Source organism: Halomonas sp. AOP25-F1-15, assembly GCF_052378675.1.
GTDB lineage: Bacteria > Pseudomonadota > Gammaproteobacteria > Pseudomonadales > Halomonadaceae > Vreelandella > Vreelandella casei.
The window spans coordinates 224,513-249,299 of sequence record NZ_JBQSXV010000002.1 but is presented as its reverse complement, the minus strand read 5'-3'; the positions used below and the strand labels follow the sequence as shown (position 1 = coordinate 249,299).

At 54.7% G+C, this 24,787-nt stretch carries 23 protein-coding genes; 5 read left to right on the top strand and 18 right to left on the bottom strand.

Features of this window, described 5'->3' with window-relative positions; genetic code table 11:
- The first annotated feature begins 54 nt into the window (after positions 1-54).
- Together ACT3TF_RS04525 and ACT3TF_RS04520 are read left to right on the top strand one after the other, a co-directional pair.
- A complete protein-coding gene (locus ACT3TF_RS04525; RefSeq protein ID WP_192536148.1) occupies positions 55-462 on the top strand; it encodes an acyl-CoA thioesterase in 408 nt (135 codons plus the stop codon).
- Positions 463-473: 11 nt separating this feature from the next.
- Positions 474-887, top strand: coding sequence for a RidA family protein (locus ACT3TF_RS04520; protein ID WP_193062281.1), 414 nt, complete (start codon positions 474-476; stop codon positions 885-887).
- A 40-nt stretch (positions 888-927) separates the two neighbouring features.
- On the opposite strand, the gene ACT3TF_RS04515 is transcribed toward ACT3TF_RS04520, so the two are convergent.
- The 8 genes from ACT3TF_RS04515 to yrfG all read right to left on the bottom strand — a co-directional run bounded on the left by ACT3TF_RS04515 (position 928) and on the right by yrfG (position 10,642).
- Positions 928-1,782 (bottom strand): alpha/beta hydrolase, encoded by an 855-nt coding sequence (locus tag ACT3TF_RS04515; protein WP_444671654.1) that lies wholly within the window; start codon positions 1,780-1,782, stop codon positions 928-930.
- Positions 1,783-1,805: 23 nt separating this feature from the next.
- The gene (locus ACT3TF_RS04510; RefSeq protein ID WP_192536150.1) at positions 1,806-2,309 is read right to left on the bottom strand and encodes a disulfide bond formation protein B; all 504 of its coding nucleotides are present in this window, start codon (positions 2,307-2,309) and stop codon (positions 1,806-1,808) included.
- Complete coding sequence (gene gshA / locus ACT3TF_RS04505) at positions 2,306-3,946, bottom strand: glutamate--cysteine ligase (protein ID WP_192536151.1); 1,641 nt, start codon at positions 3,944-3,946, stop codon at positions 2,306-2,308. Before gshA ends, ACT3TF_RS04510 begins: the two co-directional genes overlap by 4 nt.
- A 184-nt stretch (positions 3,947-4,130) precedes the next feature.
- Positions 4,131-6,476: a Tex family protein gene (locus ACT3TF_RS04500; protein WP_444671653.1), complete on the bottom strand. Its 2,346-nt coding sequence runs from the start codon at positions 6,474-6,476 to the stop codon at positions 4,131-4,133.
- A gap of 232 nt (positions 6,477-6,708) precedes the next feature.
- A complete protein-coding gene (locus ACT3TF_RS04495) occupies positions 6,709-8,265 on the bottom strand; it encodes a phosphoenolpyruvate carboxykinase (protein ID WP_444671652.1) in 1,557 nt (518 codons plus the stop codon).
- Positions 8,266-8,626: 361 nt separating this feature from the next.
- Positions 8,627-9,502, bottom strand: a complete 876-nt coding sequence (gene hslO, locus ACT3TF_RS04490) for an Hsp33 family molecular chaperone HslO (protein WP_193062271.1) — start codon at positions 9,500-9,502, stop codon at positions 8,627-8,629.
- A gap of 64 nt (positions 9,503-9,566) precedes the next feature.
- Positions 9,567-9,956, bottom strand: coding sequence for an RNA-binding S4 domain-containing protein (locus ACT3TF_RS04485; protein ID WP_193062269.1), 390 nt, complete (start codon positions 9,954-9,956; stop codon positions 9,567-9,569).
- A 17-nt stretch (positions 9,957-9,973) separates the two neighbouring features.
- The gene (gene yrfG, locus ACT3TF_RS04480) at positions 9,974-10,642 is read right to left on the bottom strand and encodes a GMP/IMP nucleotidase (RefSeq protein WP_193062267.1); all 669 of its coding nucleotides are present in this window, start codon (positions 10,640-10,642) and stop codon (positions 9,974-9,976) included.
- A 92-nt stretch (positions 10,643-10,734) separates the two neighbouring features.
- Here yrfG and nudE point away from each other — a divergent pair, with 92 nt between their 5' ends.
- Positions 10,735-11,361 (top strand): ADP compounds hydrolase NudE, encoded by a 627-nt coding sequence (nudE, locus tag ACT3TF_RS04475; RefSeq protein WP_444671769.1) that lies wholly within the window; start codon positions 10,735-10,737, stop codon positions 11,359-11,361.
- A gap of 64 nt (positions 11,362-11,425) precedes the next feature.
- On the opposite strand, the gene ACT3TF_RS04470 is transcribed toward nudE, so the two are convergent.
- The 10 genes from ACT3TF_RS04470 to nrdR all read right to left on the bottom strand — a co-directional run bounded on the left by ACT3TF_RS04470 (position 11,426) and on the right by nrdR (position 22,080).
- Positions 11,426-12,484 carry an oxidoreductase gene (locus tag ACT3TF_RS04470; protein WP_444671651.1) on the bottom strand — a complete coding sequence of 353 codons (1,059 nt, stop codon included), beginning with the start codon at positions 12,482-12,484 and terminating at the stop codon, positions 11,426-11,428.
- Positions 12,485-12,662: 178 nt separating this feature from the next.
- Positions 12,663-15,173 carry an endopeptidase La gene (gene lon / locus ACT3TF_RS04465; protein WP_444671650.1) on the bottom strand — a complete coding sequence of 837 codons (2,511 nt, stop codon included), beginning with the start codon at positions 15,171-15,173 and terminating at the stop codon, positions 12,663-12,665.
- Positions 15,174-15,313: 140 nt separating this feature from the next.
- A complete protein-coding gene (locus ACT3TF_RS04460; protein WP_193062261.1) occupies positions 15,314-16,567 on the bottom strand; it encodes a DUF945 family protein in 1,254 nt (417 codons plus the stop codon).
- A gap of 145 nt (positions 16,568-16,712) precedes the next feature.
- The gene (locus tag ACT3TF_RS04455; protein ID WP_096281286.1) at positions 16,713-17,186 is read right to left on the bottom strand and encodes a phosphatidylglycerophosphatase A family protein; all 474 of its coding nucleotides are present in this window, start codon (positions 17,184-17,186) and stop codon (positions 16,713-16,715) included.
- Complete coding sequence (gene thiL / locus ACT3TF_RS04450; RefSeq protein WP_444671649.1) at positions 17,183-18,169, bottom strand: thiamine-phosphate kinase; 987 nt, start codon at positions 18,167-18,169, stop codon at positions 17,183-17,185. The genes ACT3TF_RS04455 and thiL overlap by 4 nt, the downstream gene beginning before the upstream one ends.
- 36 nt (positions 18,170-18,205) lie before the next feature.
- Positions 18,206-18,700, bottom strand: a complete 495-nt coding sequence (nusB, locus tag ACT3TF_RS04445) for a transcription antitermination factor NusB (protein ID WP_193062257.1) — start codon at positions 18,698-18,700, stop codon at positions 18,206-18,208.
- Positions 18,697-19,185, bottom strand: coding sequence for a 6,7-dimethyl-8-ribityllumazine synthase (ribH, locus tag ACT3TF_RS04440; protein WP_096281292.1), 489 nt, complete (start codon positions 19,183-19,185; stop codon positions 18,697-18,699). Before ribH ends, nusB begins: the two co-directional genes overlap by 4 nt.
- 4 nt (positions 19,186-19,189) lie before the next feature.
- Positions 19,190-20,356: a bifunctional 3,4-dihydroxy-2-butanone-4-phosphate synthase/GTP cyclohydrolase II gene (ribBA, locus tag ACT3TF_RS04435; RefSeq protein ID WP_193062255.1), complete on the bottom strand. Its 1,167-nt coding sequence runs from the start codon at positions 20,354-20,356 to the stop codon at positions 19,190-19,192.
- A gap of 57 nt (positions 20,357-20,413) precedes the next feature.
- The gene (gene ribD / locus ACT3TF_RS04430) at positions 20,414-21,580 is read right to left on the bottom strand and encodes a bifunctional diaminohydroxyphosphoribosylaminopyrimidine deaminase/5-amino-6-(5-phosphoribosylamino)uracil reductase RibD (RefSeq protein ID WP_444624684.1); all 1,167 of its coding nucleotides are present in this window, start codon (positions 21,578-21,580) and stop codon (positions 20,414-20,416) included.
- Positions 21,577-22,080: a transcriptional regulator NrdR gene (gene nrdR / locus ACT3TF_RS04425; RefSeq protein WP_193062251.1), complete on the bottom strand. Its 504-nt coding sequence runs from the start codon at positions 22,078-22,080 to the stop codon at positions 21,577-21,579. The genes ribD and nrdR overlap by 4 nt, the downstream gene beginning before the upstream one ends.
- A 133-nt stretch (positions 22,081-22,213) precedes the next feature.
- Between nrdR and ACT3TF_RS04420 the strand changes: the two genes are divergently transcribed.
- Together ACT3TF_RS04420 and dsbG are read left to right on the top strand one after the other, a co-directional pair.
- Entirely contained in the window at positions 22,214-23,980 is a 1,767-nt protein-coding gene (locus ACT3TF_RS04420) for a sugar phosphorylase (RefSeq protein ID WP_441685088.1), read from the top strand.
- Positions 23,981-24,027: 47 nt separating this feature from the next.
- On the top strand, positions 24,028-24,777 hold the full coding sequence (gene dsbG / locus ACT3TF_RS04415; protein WP_193062687.1) for a thiol:disulfide interchange protein DsbG: 750 nt from the start codon (positions 24,028-24,030) through the stop codon (positions 24,775-24,777).
- The last annotated feature ends 10 nt before the right edge of the window (positions 24,778-24,787 follow it).

Sequence of the window (24,787 nt, the reverse complement as noted above, 5' to 3'; positions counted from 1 at the left end):
CACGTCGTTGAGAATCTGGACATGTCATTGAGAATAACAACAGGGGAAAGCGCCATGACGTTTACAAGCCAGCGAAAAGTCCGCTTTCAGCACTGTGATCCGGCGGGAATCGTTTTTTATCCTCGCTATTTTGAGCTGATCAACTCGGTCGTCGAAGATTGGTTTGAGGAAGTTGTGCAGCACGATTTTAATCAATTGCATATTGAAAGCGGCACCGGAGTGCCCACCGCCGCTATCGACACACAGTTTCACGCGCCTAGCCGGCTCGGCGAACTGCTTAACTTTGAATTAACCGTTCAGGCCGTTGGACGCAGTAGTCTGGACCTTAAAATCGTTGCTTACTGCGGCGAACAAAAACGCCTAACAAGTTGTTCTACTCTAGTATTTATGGATTTAACGAGCGGTAAGTCTATGCCATGGACCGACGCGATACGCCAGCACATTACCGTTGATAACCTATAAGGATAGCCCTAATGAGTGACGCCACCTTTCATCAGCTTCTTCATCCTTCTCACTGGAAGGCAGCCGTAGGCTATGCCAATGGCGTGCTTGCCTCCGGCCAGACTGTTTTTGTCGGCGGGCAGATTGGCTGGAATGCCGAGCATGTCTTTGAAAGCGACGACTTTGCTGTGCAGGTTAACCAAGCGCTGCAAAACATTGTGGCCGTACTACAAGAGGCGGGAGCAGGCCCAGAGCACCTGGTACGTTTAACCTGGTACGTGACGGACAAGAAGGAGTATTTAGCCCGCCTTAAAGACGTAGGCGCCGCCTACCGCGAAGTGCTCGGCAAGCATTTTCCAGCGATGACGATGGTGCAGGTGGCGGGGCTTGTCGAAGACCAGGCTAAAGTCGAGATAGAAGCGACGGCGGTAATACCTTCCGCCTAATTTTCGCCTCACAGCCATAAACAGCGCCCCTAGCGGGGCGCTAGCTTAAGCCGTGAAACGCTTTAATCCATCCCACAAAGCACCCATCGTTAAGATAGTGTTCTAGTATCGAGAAGTGATCCACGTTGGGGATTAGCTGCTGGGTAACGTGCTGACCTTGCTGGCTCACATGCTCGCTATAGGCGCTCATTTGGTCTTGAAATCCATCCAGCTCCAGCTCACCTGCCACGAGATGCATAGGCGCAGGCACCCGACACGCTAGCCCTAACGGGCTGAGTTCGTGTACATCACGGCCCGTCAGCTGAAGCTTAGGCTGCAGCCACGACCACGGAAATGGCCGTAGATCGTATAAACCGCTCACGCACAGCGCGCCACGAATGAGTTCGTTCGGCAAGCCAAACGTGCCCTGCCAGTCGGTCGACATCAGCATCGCACACAGGTGCCCGCCCGCGGAATGCCCTGAAATACTCAGCTGATCTGCATCAATGCCCAGCTCGGCGGCATGACGAGACACGTAAGCCACCGCCGCCTGAGTCTGCCGCACCAGCTCGCTAAAGCGTACCTGAGGGCACAGCGCATAGTTAACCACCGCCACCGTGATACCGGATTTAACGAGGTCATCGACGATAAAGCTAAATTCACGATGACTAAGTGAGCGCCAGTAGCCGCCGTGAAAGAACACATGCACGGGCGCTTTAAGCCCATCGGCATGGAAGATATCCATACGTTCAGCAAGCGAAGGGCCATAAGCAAGATCCAAGGTGACGCGATGGTTTTCCCGCGATGCCTCGCTGCGCTGCCGCCAATCATTTACCAACACCATCGGGTCACGACCCAGCATCGGGTCGTAGGCACGATCGATCTCTTCTTGGCAGGCAAAGTGTTTGTAAAGCACGCCGTACTCCTTGTCACATAGCCTTAACGTTGACGCACGGCTAGCACTAGCATACGCAGCACGGCGATCGCCAAGATGGCAAAACCGATCAACGTCCAGGCAGGCAGTGAGAGGCCTAGCAACGAGAAATCGATATTGGCACACTCACCCGAGCTGTTTAACACCATGGACACGACGTCCCGCATGGGCAGGATATCCATCATGTATTCAAGCCCAGGCCCGCATGAAGGAACCTCGTCAGCCGGCAGTGATTGCAACCACACGTGGCGCCCGGCAACAAAGACACCGGCTCCAACGGCCGCCAGCGATAACAGCCCGTAAATGACTTTGCCGACGCGGCCTGCAGGGTTATGTATGGCTGCAATGGCGAACACAATACCAGCCGCAATCACCGCTACGCGCTGAAAAATACACAGTGGGCAGGGTTCATAGCCGCCGATATGCTCAAGGCCAAGAGCGACCGCCATCATCAATACACAGAAAGCTAAACCGGCCAGGGCTATTGAGCGAAAAGAGTGCAGGATCATTGACGAGCCTCAGAAGGTAGCGCCGATAAAGCGCGGGATTCGCGTGCTTTAGTAAAGTAAACCTGTAAGAACTCAGAGAACGACTCTTGGTCAGCGGCTTCAATATCGTGCTGCTGCTGGTGCGACGTTTCAATTAGCTGGGCTAATAACGCTTCACGACAGCGCTGCATCGGCGCCGCCTTCAGCTGCTCCGCCTGCTCTTGGGCCAAACTCAGCATCAAATCACTTAACGAGCCGCCGTTTTCCTTCAGCCGTTCGAGCACCTGAGCAGAAGGCGTAAGTGAGGGATCACTCAACCTAGGTGCAAGGCTCGCTAATGCCTCTGCGTGCGGTGCACCTTCTTCTACTCCGTCAAGCAGGCGGGCCACTTCGCCCATTTCCGCAAAGATCTGTTCGCCCCACTCGCTCACCGAAGTGGGTTTACCATTATTAAACAGCTTAAGCTCGGGATCACGACCGCGCTCGACGACCCAACGACGATTGTCGTCTAAGCGGTCACATTCCTCGTCGGAAATCCATGGGCTGTCGCTGAGCAGGCACCACATCAAAAACGTGTCCACAAAGCGCATTTGGACTTCATTCACGCCAAGCGGATCGAAGGGATTGAGATCTAAGCAGCGCACTTCGATGTATTCCACGCCGCGGGCTTCCAGCGCCTGACTTGGCGTTTCGTTGTGCTTAGCGACACGTTTGGGACGAATATCGCTGTAATATTCGTTCTCAATTTGCAGAATGTTAGCGTTTAACTGGCGCCACTCGCCATCTACGTTAACACCCATTGCTTCATAGTCGGGCCATGGCGATGAGATCGCGTGACGCAGCGTATTAACGTAATTCGACAGCGAGTTAAAACAGATTTTAAGCTGCGACTGCACTTTATTTTGGTACCCAAGATCCGACATACGCAGGGTCGTCGCGTAAGGCGCAAAATAAGTGTCGTCACTGAGCGACTGCAGCTTATCAGGCACATTGCCTGCAGGCAGAAAGCTTTTATCGATGGCCGGTGACGCACCAAATAAATACAGCAATAACCAGCTATGACGGCGGAAATGACGAATCATGCCGAAATAGCGGGTGGAGCGATAATCGTTGAAGGGGATATTGGTGGCTTTTTCCATTTCACGCAGCGCGTGCCACATATCATCCGGCAACGAAACATTGTAATGAACGCCCGCAATCGCCTGCATGATGCGCCCATAGCGCATGTCTAACCCTTTGCGGTAAACATGCTTCATGGTGCCAACATTGGAACTGCCGTAGTCGGCAATCGGCACACTGTCGTTGCCAGACAGCCTAGACGGCATGCTGCCAGGCCAAATCCACTCATTTTCTAAATGATGATAGGTAAACGTATGCAGGTCAGATAAAAAGCACAGCGCCTCACCCGGCTGTGAGTAAACCGGCGTAATGTACTCAAGCAGCGACTCAGAGTAGTCGGTGGTGATATGCGGGTGGGTTAACTTAGAGCCCAGCGCGTGCGGGTGCGGGGTTTGCGCAATATGGCCATTGGCGTCAACTCGCAACCCTTCTTTTTCAAGCCCACGACGCAAGCGGCCCAACCGGCCAAGGCGCGCACTGGGAAGCAGGCGTTCAACTTGCGCAGTCAGCGCGGATGGCACAGTGAGTGGTTCAGTCAAGGTGAACACTCCTTGTCAGTAAAGCCCGCCGACGGCGGGCCTTGGTGAAATCAGATGGCATCGTCAGCATCTCTGCTTCGCGCAGTAAAAGGCAGGATATGGCGGCAACCATGTTTTTTTTCAAGGCATCGCTTATCAAGACATCGCTTTTTCAAGGCGCGCGATACGTTACCGCTGCCTATGACTATTTTCCGCCACGCGCTTTTAACAAAGCGGCGCCAAGCGCACCCATGGGTGCCGCCTGCTCAGAGGGCTTCGAAGCACTACGCTGCCCCCGCGCAGGCTTTCGCTGAGCGTTCTGCTGGTCAGCGCCGTTCTTAACATCGTTTTCAGCCTCAGGCTGATCATCCAAACGCATGGAAAGCCCTACTCGCTTACGCGCAATATCAACGCTCATTACTTTAACCGTCACGATATCCCCTGCCTTTACAACGCTGCGCGGGTCGTCGATAAACCGGTCGGATAACGCCGAGATGTGCACCAGGCCATCCTGATGGACGCCAATATCAACAAACGCACCAAAGTGCGTGACGTTGGTAACGGTACCTTCCAGCACCATGGCGAGCTTGAGATCTTTCAGTGTTTCAACCCCTTCACGAAACTCTGCAGCTTTAAACTCAGGGCGCGGGTCACGGCCAGGTTTATCTAGCTCTTTAAGAATATCGCTGACCGTAGGCACACCAAAACGCTCATCGGCAAAGTCGGCAGGTTTGAACGCTTTTAGGGCCGCGCTATCGCCAATCAAGCCTTTCACCTCACGACCACCCTGCTTGGCGATACGCTCCACCAAAGAATAGGCCTCAGGGTGAACGGCACTAGCATCCAACGGATTATTCGCATTATGAATACGCAGAAAGCCGGCGCACTGCTCAAAGGTTTTCGCGCCTAAGCGGCTCACCTCTAATAGCTCTTTACGACTTTTAAAAGCGCCCTTTGCATTGCGTTGGGCAACAATATTTTCAGCCAGCGCCGCACTCAGCCCAGCAACCCGTGACAGGAGCGCGCTGGAGGCGGTATTGAGATCGACACCGACCGCATTAACGCAGTCCTCGATCACGACTTCCAGGCTACGCGACAGCTGTACCTGAGAAACATCGTGCTGATATTGCCCCACCCCGATCGACTTGGGCTCGATTTTAACCAGCTCGGCGAGCGGGTCCTGCAGGCGACGGCCAATGGACACCGCGCCACGGATAGTGACGTCTAAATCAGGCAGCTCACGAGAGGCGTATTCAGAGGCAGAATACACCGAGGCGCCGGCTTCTGAGACCATCACCTTGCTTAACCGGTGCGCGGGCGCCAGCGCCTTGACCAGCTCGCCTGCCAGCTTGTCGGTTTCACGACTAGCGGTGCCGTTACCAACAGCAATCAGCTCAACGCCGTGCTGTTTAATCAGCTTGGTTAGCACGCCTAACGACTCATCCCAACGATTCTGCGGCGCATGAGGGTAAATAGTCGCTTGGTCAATAAATTGGCCGGTGGCATCAATTACCGCAATTTTACAGCCCGTCCGCTGGCCTGGATCAATCGCGAGGGTAATTTTCTGGCCCGCCGGTGCCGCTAGCAGCAGGTCTTTCAGGTTGGCTGCAAACACCTCGATAGCCGTTAATTCAGCGGCTTCGCGTAGGCGGCCCAGCAGCTCTGTTTCCAGTGCGGTATAAAGCTTTACGCGCCAAGTCCAGCGGACAACTTCAGCGAGCCACTTATCCGCCGCACGGCCTTGATCACTAATGCCGAACTGCTTGGCAATCGTCACCTGGGCAGGATGAACCGGGGCATCGTCTTCACCAGGCAAACGAATCGACAGGCTTAAGATACCTTCGTTGCGCGCGCGGAACATTGCCAACGCGCGGTGCGAAGGCGCTTTGGCCAGCTTCTCGTCGTGCTCAAAGTAGTCGGAGAACTTAGCGCCCTCCTGCTGCTTGCCCTCAAGCACACGGGCACTGAGTTCGCCTTCTTGCCACAGCCGTTCGCGTAATTGGCCTATCAGCTCGGGATCTTCGGCAAAGCGCTCCATCAAAATCTGCTTGGCGCCATCTAGCGCAGCCTTGGCATCTTCGATGGCGGGAATATCGCCTTCCGCCGAGCGCAAATAGTGAGCGGCTTCGCTTTCAGGGCTTAGCGTAGGATCAGCCAGCAGTGCATCCGCCAATGGCTCAAGCCCTGCTTCGCGGGCAATTTGTGCTTTGGTACGGCGCTTTTTCTTAAAGGGCAGGTATAGATCTTCCAGCCGCTGCTTGGTCTCAGCGGCATCAATGCTTGCCTTTAGCGGGCCGTCGAGCTTGCCCTGCTCATCAATGGCGGCTAGCACTGCGGCACGGCGTTCTTCAAGTTCGCGCAGGTAGCGCAGGCGCTCATCTAACTGACGTAGCTGAATATCGTCTAGGGCGCCGGTGACTTCTTTACGATAACGGGCAATAAACGGCACGGTAGCGCCGCCATCCAGCAGTTCCACCGTGGCAGAGACTTGTTCGGGACGTACGCTTAACTCAGTGGCTAAGCGCGAAATAATACGCTGATTGACATCCATAAATTACAACTAACTCATGCAGCATTTGATATGTTGCCAAGGTACCACAAACCTACCACGGCTGGCATGACTTGCAGCGTAACCGGAACGGCCCCATTTTCGGCGTTTCATCACCGGCCATAAACAAAAGCCATGATCAGACGACATCACAGCAATCCGCAGCTACCCATAAAAAATGGGACAGTGCCGAAGCACTGTCCCATTTTTATGACACTTACGGGCAAGCCTATTTTCAGCTCACCTGCGGGCCCGCTTTGACGATTGCGTCGCTGACGCCTGCGAATTTCTTGAAGTTATTAACAAACTTCGTCGCCAGTTCTTTCAGGTGACGATCGTATGCCTCACGGTCTTGCCAGGTTTCACGCGGATCAAGCAGGCTAGAGTCAACGCCCGGTACGGAAACAGGCACCTGCAAATTAAGACCATCAATATGCTTGGTTTCGATGTCGCGCAGCACACCTGACTGAATCGCACTGATGATGGCGCGAGTCGTCGGGATGGAGAAGCGTGAACCGCCTTCACCGTAAGCGCCGCCGGTCCAGCCAGTATTGACCAAGTACACCTGAGCGTCTTTTTTGTCGACACGCTTGATCAAAAGGTCAGCGTATTCACGCGCAGGCCGCGGGAAGAACGGCGCGCCGAAGCAGGTAGAGAACGTCGCGGCCAAACCTTCAGACGAGCCCATTTCGGTTGAGCCCACTTTGGCAGTGTAGCCTGACAGAAAGTGATAAGCCGCCGCTTCCTTAGACAGCACGGACACCGGCGGCAGCACGCCAGACATATCGCAAGTCAGAAACACAATCGCGTTCGGCTCGCCCGCGAGATTTTCCGGTACGCGCTTCTCGACGTGCTCTAGCGGGTAGGCGGCACGTGAGTTCTGAGTCAGGCTGTCGTCAGCGTAATCGGGCTCACGGCGGTCATCCAACACAACGTTCTCAAGCACGGTGCCGAATTTAATGGCGTTCCAGATAACCGGCTCGTTCTTTTCAGAAAGATCGATGCACTTGGCGTAGCAGCCGCCTTCCATATTGAAGACGATGCCGTCGCCCCAAGCATGCTCGTCATCGCCAATCAAAAAGCGCGCTTGGTCAGCGGAAAGCGTGGTTTTACCGGTGCCAGAAAGACCGAAGAACAGGCACGTTTCGCCATCTTCACCGACGTTAGCCGAGCAGTGCATGGGCAGCACGTCGGCAGCCGGGAGCAGAAAGTTTTGCACGGAGAACATGGCTTTTTTCATTTCACCGGCGTAACGCATACCGGCGATTAGCACTTTCTTCTCAGCGAAGTTGATGATCACACAACCATCAGAGTTAGTGCCGTCGCGCGAAGGATCACACTCAAAGCCTGCGGCATTAAGGATTGCCCATTCGTCTTTAGCGGCTTGATTATAGGCCTGAGGACGTACAAACATGGTGCGGCCAAACAGATTTTGCCAAGCGGTTTGGGTGGTAACGCGAACCGGCAGGTAGTGGGCGGAATCACTGCCGACGTGCAGTTCAGTCACGAAATGTTCTTGGCTAGTCAGATACTCATCAACCCGGTTCCACAAGGCGTTGAATTTGTCGGCATTGAAAGGCAGGTTGACACCGCCCCAATCGATTTGACTGCGCGTAGAGGGCTCATCGACGATAAAACGATCTTTCGGAGAACGACCGGTACGCAGGCCCGTATTTACTACCAGAGCACCGTTGGCCGACAGGCGGCCTTCGCCACTTGCCACTGCGCGCTCGATCAGTTCGGCGCTGCTGAGGTTGACGTGGGCTTGGGGAGCAGCTTGAGTCGTGGTCATGTCGATTCCTGGCCTTAAGGCCGTTATGTCTCGTTTACCGGGCGAAAGGAGCTGCTTACAAAGACGTGACGTGTCTAACGTGCAAGCATCTTCATTACCATCGCCTTAAAGTTCATCCCAACCATGGCTAAACCGGCTGGGTGCGCTGAAGTCGGGCGCATTATGGCAAAAAGAAAGCCCCCGGGAAACGGGGGCGAAGATCAAATATCGTGTAGTTAAACTACTACATAGACACTACATTTTGTGTTGCAACGCAGTAATTAATAAAACGACCGTTTGCCAAAAGCGTCGTATTCATTGAATCCATTGACCCTCCCGCGACGACGGGCAGACCCGCTGATGGCTGCATTTGACTACACAATCAGTGAATTGTCGGTGATGGCGCCTCAGGGTCATCCAACAAAGTTTCAATATCCGCTGCCGTGTAGTGATATTTCGTGTGACAAAAGTGGCATTGCGTGTCGATTGCGCCCTGTTCTTGAAGAATATCGCGCAGCTCGTCTTGGCCTAATGAGTACAGCGCGGACGTCATTCGCTCGCGAGAGCACGTGCAGCCAAAGCGTAAATCTTTCGGATCGAAGACGCGCACCGTTTCTTCATGATAAAGACGGTACAGCACTTCACGCTGCTCAAGCCCCAGCAGCTCTTCTGTTTTGATAGTATCGGCCAGCTGCACGCTACGACTCCAGGCATCGACATCTTGGTTTTGCGATGCTTCCGGCAGGCGCTGCAACAGTAAACCACCAGCGCGCTCCTCATTCGCTGCCAGCCATAGGCGAGTCGGCAACTGCTCGGACTGGCTGAAATAGGCCTCCAGGCAGCCGCTCAGCGTGTCTTGGTCTAGCGCCACAATACCTTGATAACGATTGCCTTCACGAGGGTCGAGAGTGATCACAATTTGGCCTTCGCCCACCAGTTCGCGAAAGCTTGCATGCTCACTCGGCAGCGCGGCATCTTCTGCGATACGAGCAATCGCGCGCAGCTCACCGCCGGGGTTGGACTCAGCCATTAATAATGCCAGCACGCCTCGCCCGCGCACTTCAATACTCAGCGTGCCATCCAGTTTAACCGTATCAGTAAGCAGCGCCACCGCCGCCAGCAGCTCACCCAGCAGCTCATTAACAGCGGTCGGATAAGCGTGGCGATCCAACACTTCGTGATAGGCGGCAGACAGGGTGACGATTTCACCGCGTACATTGGTTTGATCGAATATAAAGCGTTGAATTTGATCGGACATGATTTAACTACCTACTGTTTAAAGTGCAGCTGATGTTTAACGGTGGTGACTCAAAGCGTGGGCATTACTCTCCCTGATGACGCTGGAAGCGCTGGATATCGCGGCGCTGCTTTTTATCGGGACGCTTGAGCGGATGCTGCATCGCTTCATTGGTGAGTCGCCGAGCCTCGGCTTCCCGCGCACGGCGCTGGATGCTGTCGTCGGTCTCGGCATAGAGCATGCGTGCTTCAGGCGCACCGCGGCGCTGGTTTGAAAGCGATATCACCTCTACCTCAAGAACTTCCCATCCTTGCGGCACGCGAATATTGGCCCCCACTTCGACGTTTTTACTGGTCTTAACCCGGGCGCCATCGTAATGCACTTTGCCACCTTCAATCGCTTTTTTGGCAAGCGCACGGGTTTTAAAAAAACGCGCAGCCCACAGCCATTTATCTAAGCGTACGCTTTCACTCATGCATGCTCTCCTTGTCGTTACGACGACATCGGCAGCTGTTCGGGCAGCAACTGGGCAAATCGATCCAGAGCAATAAATTCCTGCAGCTCTTTTTCAGGCCGCTGACTATCCGGCTGTTTAATGCCCAATAAATGCTTGATGCCAAACTCACGGGCACTTTCTAACACGCTGGCGTTGTCATCGATAAATAGCGTACGGGCAGGGTCAAAGGCTTCGATTTCCTGTAGCGCGAACCAAAACGCCTGCTCTTCTTTGGCAGCGCCCACGTCTTCAGAAGAAACGATTGCATCAAGGTAGCTTTCCAAACCAGTCAGCGGCAGTTTCAAGGCAAGGCTCGCACGATCGGCATTAGTGGCCAGGATAACGCGAGGATGCGCCTGTTTTAACCATTTAAGAAAATCCAGCGCGCCGCTGCGTAGGCCGATTAAGTGCTGCACTTCGCGCTTCAAGGCAACAATATCGACCCCTAGCTCGCGGCTCCAGTACGCTAGGCTGTACCAGTTCAGAGTGCCCTGCTCACCAATAATGCGAGCCTTTAGCGCCTCTTGAGAGGCTTCATCTAGCTGGTGCAATTCACGGTAGCGCCGCGGCAAATGCTCAAGCCAAAAATGGCTATCGAAATGTAAATCTAGCAGCGTACCGTCCATATCGAGAAGGACGGTGTCTATCTCGCGCCAATCAATCATTGTCGCTCCGGTCGCGTAAGGAGTAAGCGTGCTATTGTAGCTTAACCGCCTTTTACCAGCCATGGAGGCACGCTTTTATGTCCGACTCCTTTATGCCCAACTCCCCCACAGCCCCTCATGATCCCGACACCCGCAGCAGTACTGATTACCTGCGCAAACCGCAAATTTTATCGCGCGAATGTGTGGCGCAAAGTCGCTTATTTCAAGTGGAGTCATTAGCACTGCGTTTTTCTAACGGCGAAGAGCGTCAGTTCGAGCGTTTAACCGGCGCTGATCGCGGGGCAGTGATGATTGTGGCAATGCCAGACCCTGATCACGTATTGCTAATTCGAGAATACGCAGCGGGATTTGAAGATTACGTACTTACGCTACCGAAAGGGCTGGTCGACCCCGGTGAAGACATCGTCACCGCGGCCAACCGTGAGCTGATGGAAGAGTGTGGCTTTGGTGCGCACTGCATTGAACCGCTGGTCGAGCTTTCGTTGGCCCCCAACTACATGCGTCATCGCATGCAGGTGCTGCTCGCCACCGACCTTTATCCCAAGCGGCTGCCGGGAGATGAACCCGAACCGCTGATTGTGGAAACGCATGCCTTAGAAGAGCTGCCTGCGCTCTTAATGCGCGATGACTTCCATGAAGGGCGCACCATTGCCGCTCTTTATATCGCCAGGGATAGAATGCGGGAACAAAAGCGTCACAACGCCACTGATTTACTCTAATCACAAATGAATGAGAGCAGCGTTGGCGTTTACCCAACGCTGCTTTGACTTCAGACGCGATGCTTCAGAAATGATGCTTCAAAGAAATCCAGCGCCGTTGACGGTGGCTATCTAGCCCTGCTTCTAACAACGTCATTGAGCGCAGTGCGTCATCTACGCTAACCGGCAGCGGCGCCTGCTCGCGAATAGCGGCAGCAATGCCTTGATAATAGGCAAGATAATCACCGGGCAAGGTGGCATGTTCGCGTTGTACTAGCGGCGTGCTTTCACCCTTGCCTTCGCGTAACGTTAGCGTACCGTGCTGAGTATCATTCCCCCAGTGTGCTCCGGGCACCTCACCGGCTTTCAAACGCTCTTCCTGCGGATCTAAACCATACTTTACATAGCTGCCATCTGTACCGTGAATTCGAAAGCGTGGCGTAGGATCGGCCGCTAGCGTGCTCGCCGCCAGGGTAACGCGAAAGCTTTCATAATCCAGCACGGCAAGAAAGTCATCATCAGCCTTTGCACCATCACGCCGAGCGCTTACTTCCAGCAAAATGGCGTGCGGCATGCCAAACAGCTCGCAGGCCTGGTCTAGCAGATGCGGCCCCAGGTCGTACCAAATACCGCCTCCAGGCGCGGCCTTCTCACGCCAGCGATCAATCACTTGCGGGCGAAAGCGATCAAAGCGTGATTCGACGCTGACAACGCGTCCTAACGTGCCCACTTCTAGCAACGCTTTTACGGTTAGAAAATCGCTGTCCCAGCGGCGATTGTGAAATACCGAGAGTAGCCGCGCCTTATCATCGGCTAGTTTTTTGAGCAGCTTGCCCTCTGACACCGTGACAGTGAACGGTTTATCGACCACCACGTGCTTACCCGCAGAGAGCGCCGCTTTAGCCAGAGAAAAGTGCGTATCGTTGGGTGTAGGGATAACGATGAGGTCAATATCGCTACGCTGACATAGCGCTAGTGCCTGACTCTCCACCTCGACGTTAGGTAATGCTCCCCGCACCTTGGCAGCGTCACTGGATGATACAGCCACCAAATCCAGGCCTTCTGCGGCCTGGATCAGCGGTGCGTGGAAGGTTTGGCTAGCGAAACCGAAGCCAACCAGTCCAACGTTAATGGTCGCCTTCATTGCATTCCTTCACATGTATTATTGCGATTTATTACCCGGTTTGTTCTATCAATACTGTTCTATCAATACTGCTCTACCAGTACTTTTCTATCAATACGAGTACAGCAGTCTCGCAAGAAGCGGGCCGGGTTATTGGCATCGCTTTAATCTCTAAGCGTAGTTTAAACTTAGCTTAATCTTAGTCACGGCCAAATACGACATCAGCGACGTCGCGATAGCGCTTGGCGAAGTGCACCGTCATGCCCTCTTTCAGATAGTCCGGCAATTCTTCGTAATCACGCCGATTAGCATCGGGAAGAATTAGCTCGAATATATCGCTACGCCGGGCGGCAATCACTTTCTCGCGAATACCTCCTACCGGCAGCACCTGACCGGTTAACGTCAGCTCACCGGTCATTGCCAGCGGCCTATCAATGGCGTGGTGCTTGGCAAGAGACATTAGCGCCGTCGTCATCGTGACACCCGCCGAAGGGCCATCTTTTGGCGTCGCCCCTTCCGGCACGTGAAGGTGCACAAACGCTGAGTCAAAGAAATCGGCATCGGCACCGTATTCTTGCAGGTGACCAAGCGTATAGCTGTAGGCGATATTAGCCGACTCCTGCATCACCTCTCCCAGCTTTCCGGTGAGTTTGAAACCGCGATCCAATGAATGCACTTTGCCTGCCTCAATCGGCAGCGTTGCGCCGCCCATGGACGTCCACGCAAGCCCGGTTACAACGCCTTCACCGGTTAACACTTTTTCCTTACGGAAGATCGGCGCACCCAGAAACTCTTCTAAGTTCTTAACCGAAACCTTGACCGTTTCAATATCGTCTTCCAGTAGTTTCACGGCTGATTTACGCACAATACGGTGGAGCTGTTTTTCCAGCTGCCTTACCCCGGCTTCACGAGCGTAGCCTTCAATAACCTGTTTTAAAGCCGCATCGGTTAAATTAATGCGCTTTTTAGGTAAATTGTCGCGTTTAAGCAATTTCGGCCACAGATGATTCTTGGCAATCGCCAGTTTTTCTTCCGCGATATAGCCAGAAAGGCGAATTTGCTCCATGCGGTCAAGTAATGGCCCAGGGATCGAATCCAAGGTGTTAGCCGTGCAAATAAACAACACTTTAGAAAGGTCCATCCGGACATCAAGATAGTGGTCGAGGAAATCGACGTTCTGCTCGGGATCAAGCACTTCCAGCAGCGCCGAAGCGGGATCCCCCTGGAAGGACTGCCCCAGCTTGTCAATTTCGTCCAGCATGATGACGGGGTTTTCGACCTCTACCTCTTTAAAGGCCTGCACGAGCTTGCCGGGCATAGCGCCTACATAGGTACGCCGATGGCCTTTGATTTCCGCCTCATCGCGCATCCCGCCGACCGAAAACCGGTAAAACTGACGGCCTAACGTCTCAGCGATCGATCGCCCGATCGATGTTTTACCCACCCCTGGCGGGCCGACTAGCAGTACAATCGAACCGCCAACATCGCCCTTGAAAGTACCTTCGGCCAGGAATTCGATAATGCGTTCTTTAACGTCGCTGAGGCCGTCGTGATCCCGATTCAGCACTTGACGGGCATGCGGAAGATCCAACTGATCTTGGCTGGTCACGCCCCAAGGCAGTGAGGTTAGCCAGTCGAGATAGTTACGCGTGGTGCCATACTCTGGCGACCCGGTTTCCAGGACGCTGAGCTTGGTAAGCTCATCATCAATTCGGGTTTGAACGCGTTCAGGCACCACTAGCGCATCCAAGCGCGCCCTGAAAGTATCCACATCGTTTTCACGATCATCTTTGGAAATACCCAGCTCGCGCTGGATCACTTTAAGCTGTTCACGCAGGAAAAACTCGCGCTGACGATCCTGCATCTGCGCGTTTACCTGCTCGCTGATCTCACCCTGTAGCAGAGCCACGTCGATCTCTTTCCGCAGCAGCGGCAGCACTTTCTGCATCCGCTCTTCTACCGAAAGTGTTGCCAGCACATCCTGCAGTTCGGGGCCTTTGGCAGAGGTAATCGCCGCTGCAAAATCGGTCAACGGGCCTGGCTGATGGGGGCTAAAGCGGTTGAGGTAATGCTTAAGCTCTTCGCCATACAGTGGGTTTATGGGCAGCAGCTCTTTAATCCCGTTGATAATCGCCATGGCGTAGGCGCGGGTTTCTTCATTCTCCGCGTCAACCGGCTCTTTTGGATAAGTGACTTCAACCAAATACGGCGGCTCTTTGGAGAGCCAGCGAGTAATTTTAAAGCGCTGCAGACCCTGAGCAATAAACTGAATCTGCTCATCTTCACTCTTTAGCTTATGGACTTTGACGGCAGTCCCGATCTCGGGAAAACTCTTGTGGTCAATGGAGCTAACGCCCTGTTCACCGACAAACGCAACGCCAATCATGTGATGAGGCGTATTGCCTACACGGCGCATAGTCTCTTCCCAGCGTTCACGATTAACCACTAAAGGCTGAACCTGGGCCGGGAAAAAAGGACGATTATGGATAGGAAGGAGGTAGATGCGCTCTGGCAGCATTTCACTGGCAGGCACTAGAGAATTTACCCGTTCACCGTCTGAGCGGTAGTCTTGACTGCCCTGCTCTTCATTCGCTTTCTGAGAGCGTTCGTCATGGCCCTGATGAGAATTTTTATCAGTGGCTGAAAAAGACTCGTCGTCTACTTGCCAGTTAAGGTGCTCATCATCGCGGTCGTAATCTTGGTCGCTCATGCGTCCTCCAATGAACCGATATCGGCGGTGAGAACCGCCTAACGTTGCCAATGGAATGCGGGCACATAGCCGAAACTTCAACCCTTCACGCCTACAACCGAGTGTTTAAATCATGCGTTAAGCTAAGCACTCATCAATGATTACGGCCAAAGTTCAGGCATTGGGCGACCGTTAACCCGCCATACGCCACGTATAACATCAAACTGCAGTTCACGGGTGCCTAGCGGCAGGCCTAGCCATAGCGCGGCTACGGTGGGGGCTTCGTGCCAGGTGAAATCGCCATCAATGCGTTCAAACCAATTAGCCCGCTCTTTGTCTTTGTCCAAATCGACGACACTTAGCTCATCTAACTTGCGGGCATCGAAAAAGAGCGCGCCGTCCGCGTCTAAGCGAATGCCCAATAAGGGGCTGTCTATGGCGACGGTCATGACATCCAGACGCGGTGAGTCGCTGAGCATGTTGCGCAAATCTGGTTCAAGGCGGGCTAACAAACCCTCTGCCATCGGCAGGCTTGAGTCTCCCCAAGCGGCTTCCTGGCGTAACCGACGAATGCCATGGCGCACCGCGTCAGCGTTCAAGCGAGAAAGCTCCATCTCGATTCGGCCATTCATTAGCGGCGTATCAGGCGCCTCTGAAGGCACCAGTACATCACCCACCTCTAGCTCACCCTTAATACGCAGCTCGCCTTCATCCAATACCATATGGCTACGCAAATCTAAGGGCGAAAGCTGCATAACAAACGCGGGGTAGCTCAATTGCAGCGTTTCAATATTTAAATGATCGCGCTGCGAAAAGTGGTAGGCGCCATCGGTGTAGGTATAACGACTTTCAAGGACGGTGGGGCCAACCGCCAGCTGAGACATGCCATCGGTCAACGTGAGCTGATCTAACATCGCACGCAAGCGCCAGTCGCCAAACACGCCTTCTAAGCGCAGCCGGGCGCCGCGAACGGATAATTCGCGGCCATTTTGCTGAATGACGAAGGGGGCCAGTGCAAGGCGCAGCTCGCTGTGGCCGCTCAAGGTATGATAACGGCCTTGCCAGCGTGGTACAGAAGGCGCGGTCACTTCACCCACGGCTTGCTGCAGCACGGTATCTAAGCGGGGTAAAAGGGAACCTTCAACGTCAGTACTTAAAATGCCGTGGCGGGCATTGTAGTTAAGCTCAAGCCGCCAAGGGCGGCCTAAAAGCGGTGAGAGAATGAGCCTACCATGGGAGCTTAGCCAGCCTTGGCGGCTCTCTGTGCGGCTAACACGCCACTCGCCACGAGCCTCTAGATCCTCCAAGGCTTGGTGCAGGCTGCGTTCAAAAAGGATGCTTGAGAGAAGCTGCGCTGCCACCCATACCACGGCGATCACCGCCAGCGTGGGGACAATAAGACGTTCCTTGCGCATACTCTCTCCTTGAAACCAACGCACTCGACGCAAACGTAGCTGAAGCCAATAGCTGAAGCCAATGCACCCGAAAAACCGATCTACAGAGTTTGTACTTCTGACGACGCCTTGCCCACCTTTACTAACCGCTGACTAAGCATCTTGCTTAGTGCAGCCAGAACCAAAGGTGCATCGTACTCCAGGCGTAAACCCCCGCCATAACATCATCGATCATAATGCCAAAACCACCGGCGACGCGGCGGTCTGCCCAGCGAATTGGCCAAGGCTTGAACACATCAAAGATGCGGAACACCACAAATCCCCATAGCGCAGCCTCCCACGAAAAAGGCACCGCTGCCATGGTCAACCAATAGCCGACAAATTCATCCCACACAATGCCTGAATGGTCATGCACGCCTAAATCATGCGATGTTTTATCGCATAGCCAAACGCCCACAATAAAAGCGACAAAGCAGATACCTAAATACCACCCTAGGGGTAAATCCGCCATCATCCAATAAAAAGGAATCGCGGCTAGGGTGCCAAACGTACCGGGTGCCCAAGGCACTGTGCCGCTGCCTAAGCCAAAGGCAAAAAAATGCGTTGGGCGACGCCAGACACTTTTCGGTGCACGATTCATGGCGCTTCCCCACTAAAATGCTGCCAACCAGCATAGCCACTGATATCTGTCTGATCAGTCGCACTAATACCTAGCGCTTCCTGACAGCGGCCTATGACGGTGAGCGTCAACCCCAATGGCGCCAAGCGCTGCTGCGCTTTAGCAATATTGTCACTACTTAATGTCACTAGCAGCTCATAGTCGTCACCACCGCAGAGCGCCGACTGCAGCGCGGCCTTCCGGCCTAGTGCGTTTTTCAGGCCTTCCGCTAGCGGTAAGGCATGTATATCGATCACTGCCCCGACGTGAGAGGCCGCGCGCAAGTGCGCTAAATCGGCCAGCAGCCCGTCGGAAACATCCAGAGCCGCGGAAGCCAAACCACGCAGCGCAATGCCTGCGCTCAAGCGCGGTTCGGGCAATAAGTAACGCTTTAACAGCGGATGCATTAGATCACGCTCACCCTGTTTCCAGAGTGCCAGGCCGCCTGCTCCGCCGCCTAGCGCACCGGTCACCGCAATTAAATCGCCCGCCTGAGCACCGCCACGAGTGAGCGCCTGACCTACTGGCACTTCGCCCATCACGGTAACGCCAATAGCCAGGGCGCCTGACGTGACATCGCCTCCGACCAACGTAGTGGCATGTTGCTCGCTAAGCGCGTGAAAGCCGCGCGCATAGTCGGCTAGCCATGTCTGGGTCGCGTCGTCGTCAGCAAACGAACGCTGATCAAAGCTCAATGCCATTAAGCACCAGCGCGACGTTGCGCCCATGGCCGCCAGGTCGCTAAGCGCTACGGCCAATGCACGATGGCCCACCGCAAATGCCGGCGCTTCGCGGGGAAAGTGTACGTCCACGACCGAGGTATCAACGCTAACGGCCAACCGCTGGCCTGCTTGCGGCACCAGTAGCGTGGCATCGTCGCCACATCCTAGTGCGACGCCATCAGACACCGAAGCCTCCTGCGACGGCATGAAATAGCGTTGAATCAAATCAAATTCGGCAAGCACAAAGGCCCCTTAAACGCATTGTCATACCGCTCACGTTCAGAGACGACGAGCGCTGACTTCGGCACTGCGCAAGCGAATTGCCAGCTTGTCCAGAATGCCGTTCACGTATTTATGGCCATCGGTGGCGCCAAATGACTTAGCCAGCTCAACGCCTTCATTAATCACGACACGATAAGGCACTTCCATACGTCGGGATAACTCGTAAGCCCCCAGCCTTAAAATCGCAAGTTCCACCGCATCCAGATCTTCCAGGCGGCGATCTAACAGCGGCGAAATATCACGGTCCAGCTCTGCTTTAAAACGCACCGTGTTGTGAAGCAGATCATGGAACAGAGCCTTGTCGGCGATTTCCATCACTTTCACCCAGTTTTCGTGATCTTCCAAGTCATCATCGGCAACCTGGCTTCGAAACTCGGCTTCAATGGTGGTGATGGACTTACCCGTCATGTGCCACTGATAAAGCCCTTGCACGGTTAACTCACGCGCGGCATGACGACTCTGCTGAGCGGCAGACGGTTTGCGCTCGCTCATTTAGAATCTCCTGGCGAAAGCGCCCGTAGCAAAGAGACCATTTCCATTGCCGCCATCGCCGCCTCAGTACCTTTATTGCCCGCTTTCGTACCCGCGCGTTCAATCGCTTGCTCGATGCTTTCAACGGTTAGCACGCCGTTGGCAATCGGGGTATCAAATTCAAGCTGAAGGTGGTTAATCGCGGTGTTGCAACCGCCTGCTACGTATTCGAAGTGAGGCGTTCCACCGCGAATCACCGCCCCTAGCGCAATCACCGCATCAGGCTTCATCACTGTCAGCACGCGCTTAACCGCCAGCGGCAGTTCCCAAGCGCCCGGCACGTGAACAATGTGAATATGCTCAGCGTCGACGCCATGACGCGTCAAGCTATCGATAGCACCTTCTACCAAGCTATCGACGATATGGTGGTTAAAACGGCCGACCACGATGACGTAACGGCCATCGACATCAACAAAAGTACCTTCAACTTGAGAGAGGGAGTGCATCAATTTATTCCTGCTGAGAAGTTGGCTCATACGCCGTGTCATTAGGGCCAAGACGCTCAACGACTTCGAGATCAAAGCCGGAAAGCGCGGAAAACTTCCACGGTGAACTAAGTAATCGCATTTTACCCACGCCTAAATAGCGCAGTATTTGCGAGCCAGTGCCGATAGTTAAGTAATTGCCGGCGCCGTCGGAGTCGCTGGTACGCGGCTGGCGAACGCGATCAAGAAAAATATCCAACTGATCCTTCAAATCCTGATGCGGCCTTCCGTCATCGATCAACACAAATACGCCGGGTGCTGAGCCGGCAATCTCTTCCAGTGCGCCGTGCGCATCCCAGCGGCACTGCTCACCTTTCATCAATCCCATCACATCGCGTAGCGTATCGGTCAGATGCACGCGAACCGTGGTGACCTCCTCGGCGCTAGGCTGGCCATTCACTAGCGCCAAATGATGAGCGCCCTGAATGCGATCACGGAATACATGCAACTCAAGATCACCGTGAGAAGTCGTCACAGAAGACGCTTCAATATGATCGACGGTCTGCTCATTGACGATACGATAATGGATCAAGTCTGCAATCGTACCGATTTTAATATCGTGTTTCTCAGCAAACGCTTCAAGCTCTGGGCGGCGCGCCATACTGCCGTCATCATTCATGATTTCACAGATGACGCCGCTGGGGTCAAATCCCGCCAGCGCCGCTAAGTCACAGGCGGCTTCTGTGTGCCCTGCACGACGCAGCACGCCTCCCGGTTCGGCCATCAGCGGAAAAATATGCCCCGGCTGAACAATATCGGACGGTTTGGCATGCGTGGCCACGGCGGCCTGTACGGTACGCGCACGATCGGCAGCGGAAATGCCGGTAGTGACGCCTTCAGTCGCTTCAATCGAAAGCGTAAACTTGGTGCCAAAACCAGAGCCGTTATCGCGCACCATTAGCGGCAAATTAAGTTGCTCGCAGCGGGCTCGTGTCATTGGCATACAGATAAGACCGCAGGCAAAACGGGCCATGAAGTTGATATGCTCGGCCTGCACCTTTTCGGCGGCCATAATGATATCACCTTCGTTTTCGCGATCCTCATCGTCCATGAGAATCACCATTTTGCCTTGGCGGATATCGTCCACCAGCTCAGCGATAGGGGATAGCCCCCTAGAGGAGGAGTGCGCCATGGAATCTCCAAAAAATGTTGTCGCGAAAGGTGCTCGCGTTTGCTGCGATTTCGCGCGTCAGGGTACCTTGGTATCGTCACTGGCGCTAGTCGGCTGAGGGGAAGCGATAATGCGCCAGTCGCGCCCCACCGCCCGCATATCATGAATGGTTAAACGCCGCTGATCGGCCATACGGGAAAGCCCGGGCAGCGCAAACAGTGGCCGCGCTTCACCTCCTAACAGGGTCGGCGCCACAAACAGCTGCAGCTCGTCGACCAGCTCAGCATCAAGCATGGCCCCCGCGAGCGTCGCGCCAGTTTCTACCAGCAGTTCATTAATCTGTTCATTTTCAGCTAGCCACTGCAGCATTAAAGCGAGGTCGATACGGCCGTCGCTACCGGCTGGCAATACGTGAACCTCAGCGCCCGCCTGAGTTAGCCGTTCGCGCTTTTCAGCCAAGTGCTCTGGCGTGGTGATCACCAGGGTGCGCCCGGGTTCGTTCAAACAGGCTGCGGCTAATGGCAAGCGCAGTCGAGTGTCTAAAATAACCCGTAGAGGCTGCCGACGAACCACGTCGTCAGCATTATCGAGCTGGAGCTGTTCAGCGCGAAGCGTAAGTCGCGGGTCGTCCATAATCATCGACTCAACGCCACTCAATATCGCGCTAGACCGCGCGCGCAGTCGCTGCACTTGGCAGCGCGCCTCTGGCCCGGTAATCCACTGCGACTCCCCTGACCCCATCGCCGTACGGCCATCTAAACTCATCGCCATCTTCAAGCGCACAAAGGGCCGCTGAGCTGTCATTCGGGCAATAAAACCAGGATTCAACGCGCGCGCTTCGCTCTCTAGCAAACCCACCGCGACGTCAATGCCTGCCGCTTCTAATCGCTGTAGACCTTGGCCACTGACCTGAGGATTGGGATCGACCATCGCAACAACGACGCGGGCCACGTTGGCCACCACGAGCGCCTGGGCGCAGGGTCCTGTGCGACCGGTGTGCGAACAGGGCTCCAACGTCACATATGCCGTCGCGCCTTGGGCACGTTTACCTGCGGCGTTTAAGGCATGGATTTCCGCGTGGGGTTCTCCGGCACGCAGATGAAAACCTTCGCCAACGACCTGTTCATCTTTAACGATCACACAGCCAACCCGCGGATTAGGATCGGTCGTGTAAAGCCCTTTATTTGCCAGCTGTAGCGCCCGCGCCATATAGCGGTGATCGGCTTGACTAAAAACGGCACTCATTTCAACGGCTCGCTGCCGTCGCTGGGCTTAGAGGATGGCTCTTGAGATGGCTCTTGAGACAACCGATCAATCTCCGCGCGAAACTCGTCCAAATCTTGAAACTTACGGTATACCGAGGCGAAACGGATATAGGCCACATGATCCAGCGTTTTCAGCGCCAGCATGACTGACTCACCGATATCGCGGGCGTTGACTTCGCGATCACCCCGCGCGCGCAGGGTTTGACGAATGCGCTCCACCGCCGCTTCAATGGCTTCTGCGCTGACCGGACGCTTCTCTAGCGCACGCAGTATACCGGCCCGCAGTTTGGCCTCATTAAAGCTTTCTCGCGAACCGTCGGATTTCACTACCCGCGGCATAACGAGTTCAGCCGTTTCGTAGGTGGTAAATCGCTCTTGGCAACTCGCACACTGGCGCCGACGGCGTACTTGGTCGCCATCGGCTACTAACCGCGAATCGGTCACTCGAGTATCGTTTGCACCACAAAAAGGGCAATGCATGGCGGTCAACCTATTGTCAGCTCGTGTCAGCGGGCCCACGAGTTAGCGTTTAAACGCGGTATCTACCTCGCATTGTAGCGATTTGGCACACAAGCTGCAGCGTTTGTAGCAGATTGTTTATCAGGAGTCCGTCATGCCCCCCTTTGAGCAGACCGTCCACGACTACCTCAGCCATCTTTACGGCCCTAGAGCTTGCGAGGTCCAGCGTCGTTTAAACCAGCATATTACCCACTTCCTGTCACTTGCCCCATTTTCGTTTACGGGCATCGACATTAAACCTAAGAATGCACCATCTTGGAGCGAGAAAGATCAGTGGGTGATCAGCTATGGCGACTCTATTATTGAGGAAGACCTGCCACCGTTGGCCGTGCTCAGCGACTTTCTCCAGGCGCGGTTAGGCGAGCGTATCAGCGGAGTGCACGTACTGCCTTTTTTCCCGTGGAGCAGTGACGACGGCTTCTCCGTCATCCACTACCGGGAAGTCAATACTGACCTGGGCGACTGGTCACATATTCGCGAGCTCGCCAGCCATTATGATTTGATGGCCGATTTAGTGCTCAATCACGTCTCGCGAGAATCGCTGTGGTGCGTAGATTATCTTAGCGGTAGCCTGCCCGGCCGCGACTACTTTATTGACGTTGATCCCAGTACCGATGTGTCTCAGGTAGTGCGCCCCCGTAGCAGCCCTCTGCTAGTGCCAATATCAACCCGTCGCGGCACGCGCTATCTGTGGGCAACATTTTCCGAAGACCAGCTTGATCTGAATTTTGAAAACCCGGACGTGCTGTTAGAATTCGTGGGTATTTTGCTGTTCTACCTGGAGCAAGGCACGCGGATTGTGCGCTTGGATGCGGTGGCCTTCTTATGGAAGCGGCTGGGTACCGCGTGTATTCATTTGCCAGAAACGCATACCGTGGTGCGCCTACTACGGGCCATAGTGGATCACGTCGCCCCCGGCACGCTACTCGTTACCGAAACCAACGTTCCTCATCAGGAGAACATCAGCTATTTCGGGCTGGAACGACTCCCCGAAGGCGAGCCCGATGAGGCGCATATGGTTTACCAGTTTGCGTTACCGCCGTTATTGCTACACACCTTAACTCGGGGCGAGACCCATACGCTGCAAACATGGCTAACGAGCCTACCCATCCTCCCCGATCACTGCACTTACCTGAACTTTACCGCTAGCCACGACGGCATTGGCGTACGTCCGCTGGAAGGGCTACTGCCTGATCATGAACGTGATGCACTGTTGGAACTCATGCATCGTTTTGGTGGCTTTGTCAGCATGCGCAGCAATCCTGATGGCAGCGATACGCCCTATGAGATTAATATTACCTGGTTCGAAGCCATGCGCGGCACCCGCCGTGGCCCTGACCCTTGGCAGATAGCCCGGTTTATATGCAGCCAAGCGATTATGCTGAGCTTACAAGGGATTCCTGCGCTGTATATCCACACACTAACGGGCACGCTCAACGATGTAGAAGGCGTGGAACGCAGCGGCCGCTTGCGCTCGATTAACCGTCGCCGCTGGCAGCGTAGCGAACTTGATCTACTGCTAGACAGCCCCTCCACGCCCACCCACGATGTTTTTCACGCCTTAAGTCGGCTGCTGGGTCAGCGCCGCCAAGAGCCCTGCTTTCACCCTACTGCCGCACAGCGAACCTTGGCATCCGCGCCTGAGCTGCTCGCCGTGGAACGTGGCCCGCTTGCGGATGGGCGGCGCCTGCTAGCGCTGTATAACGTGACCGATACGCCGTTTGCGCTAGAAAATGGCGGTGATGCCATCATACAGGCGCTAGGTAGGCATACTTGGCAAGCACTTGATCTCGATAATCCCTGGAATGTTGAGGGCGCTCTTTCTCCTTATGCGGTACGCTGGCTAGTAGCCTACAACTAAGGATATAACCAAACGTGCGCTTACATTACCAACCCATCATCAGTGGCATGTTATTACTTGCAGGGCTTGGAAGCACAGCTATTGGCTATGCCGACGACCTTCCTGCACCGATACAGTCTCTCGCTGACCAAGGCTTCGAGATCCACGGGCAGTTTGATTCGCCGGGCGATTTACGCGGCTATGGCGTGACGAGGCAGGGCCAGGAAATGGCTGCCTACTTAACCCCTGACGGGGAACACGTCATTGTCGGCACGCTAATGGATAGTGAAGGCAATGACCTCACTGATGCGCAGCTGGATGAACATGTACGCGCACCGCTAGAAGCACAAACTTGGCAGTTATTAGCACAGAGCCACTGGATTCAAGACGGTGACACTAACGCCCCCCGCGTGATTTACGTTTTCACCGATGCCAACTGCCCCTACTGCCGCCAGTTCTGGCAAAACGCTCGCCCCTGGGTAGAAGCCGGCGATGTGCAGTTGCGCCATATCATGGTGGGCATTTTAGCCCCTGACAGCCCGGGTAAAGCCGCCGCTATTTTAGGTGCCGACGATCCCGCTGCCACGCTGAAGGCACATGAAAGTGGTCAGCAAAGCGTTGAAGCAAGCGCCCAGCCACGGGATATCGAAGAACAGGTATATGCCAATAATCAGCTGTTTGAAGAGCTAGGATTATACGCAACGCCAACCAGTGCCTTCCAGCGTGAAACGGAAAACGGCACCGTTCGCATTGACCGCATTCAAGGCCTGCCTAACGATGAACAGCTGGTCGACATGATGGGCAGCGAAACGCCTTAAGTACCACGTT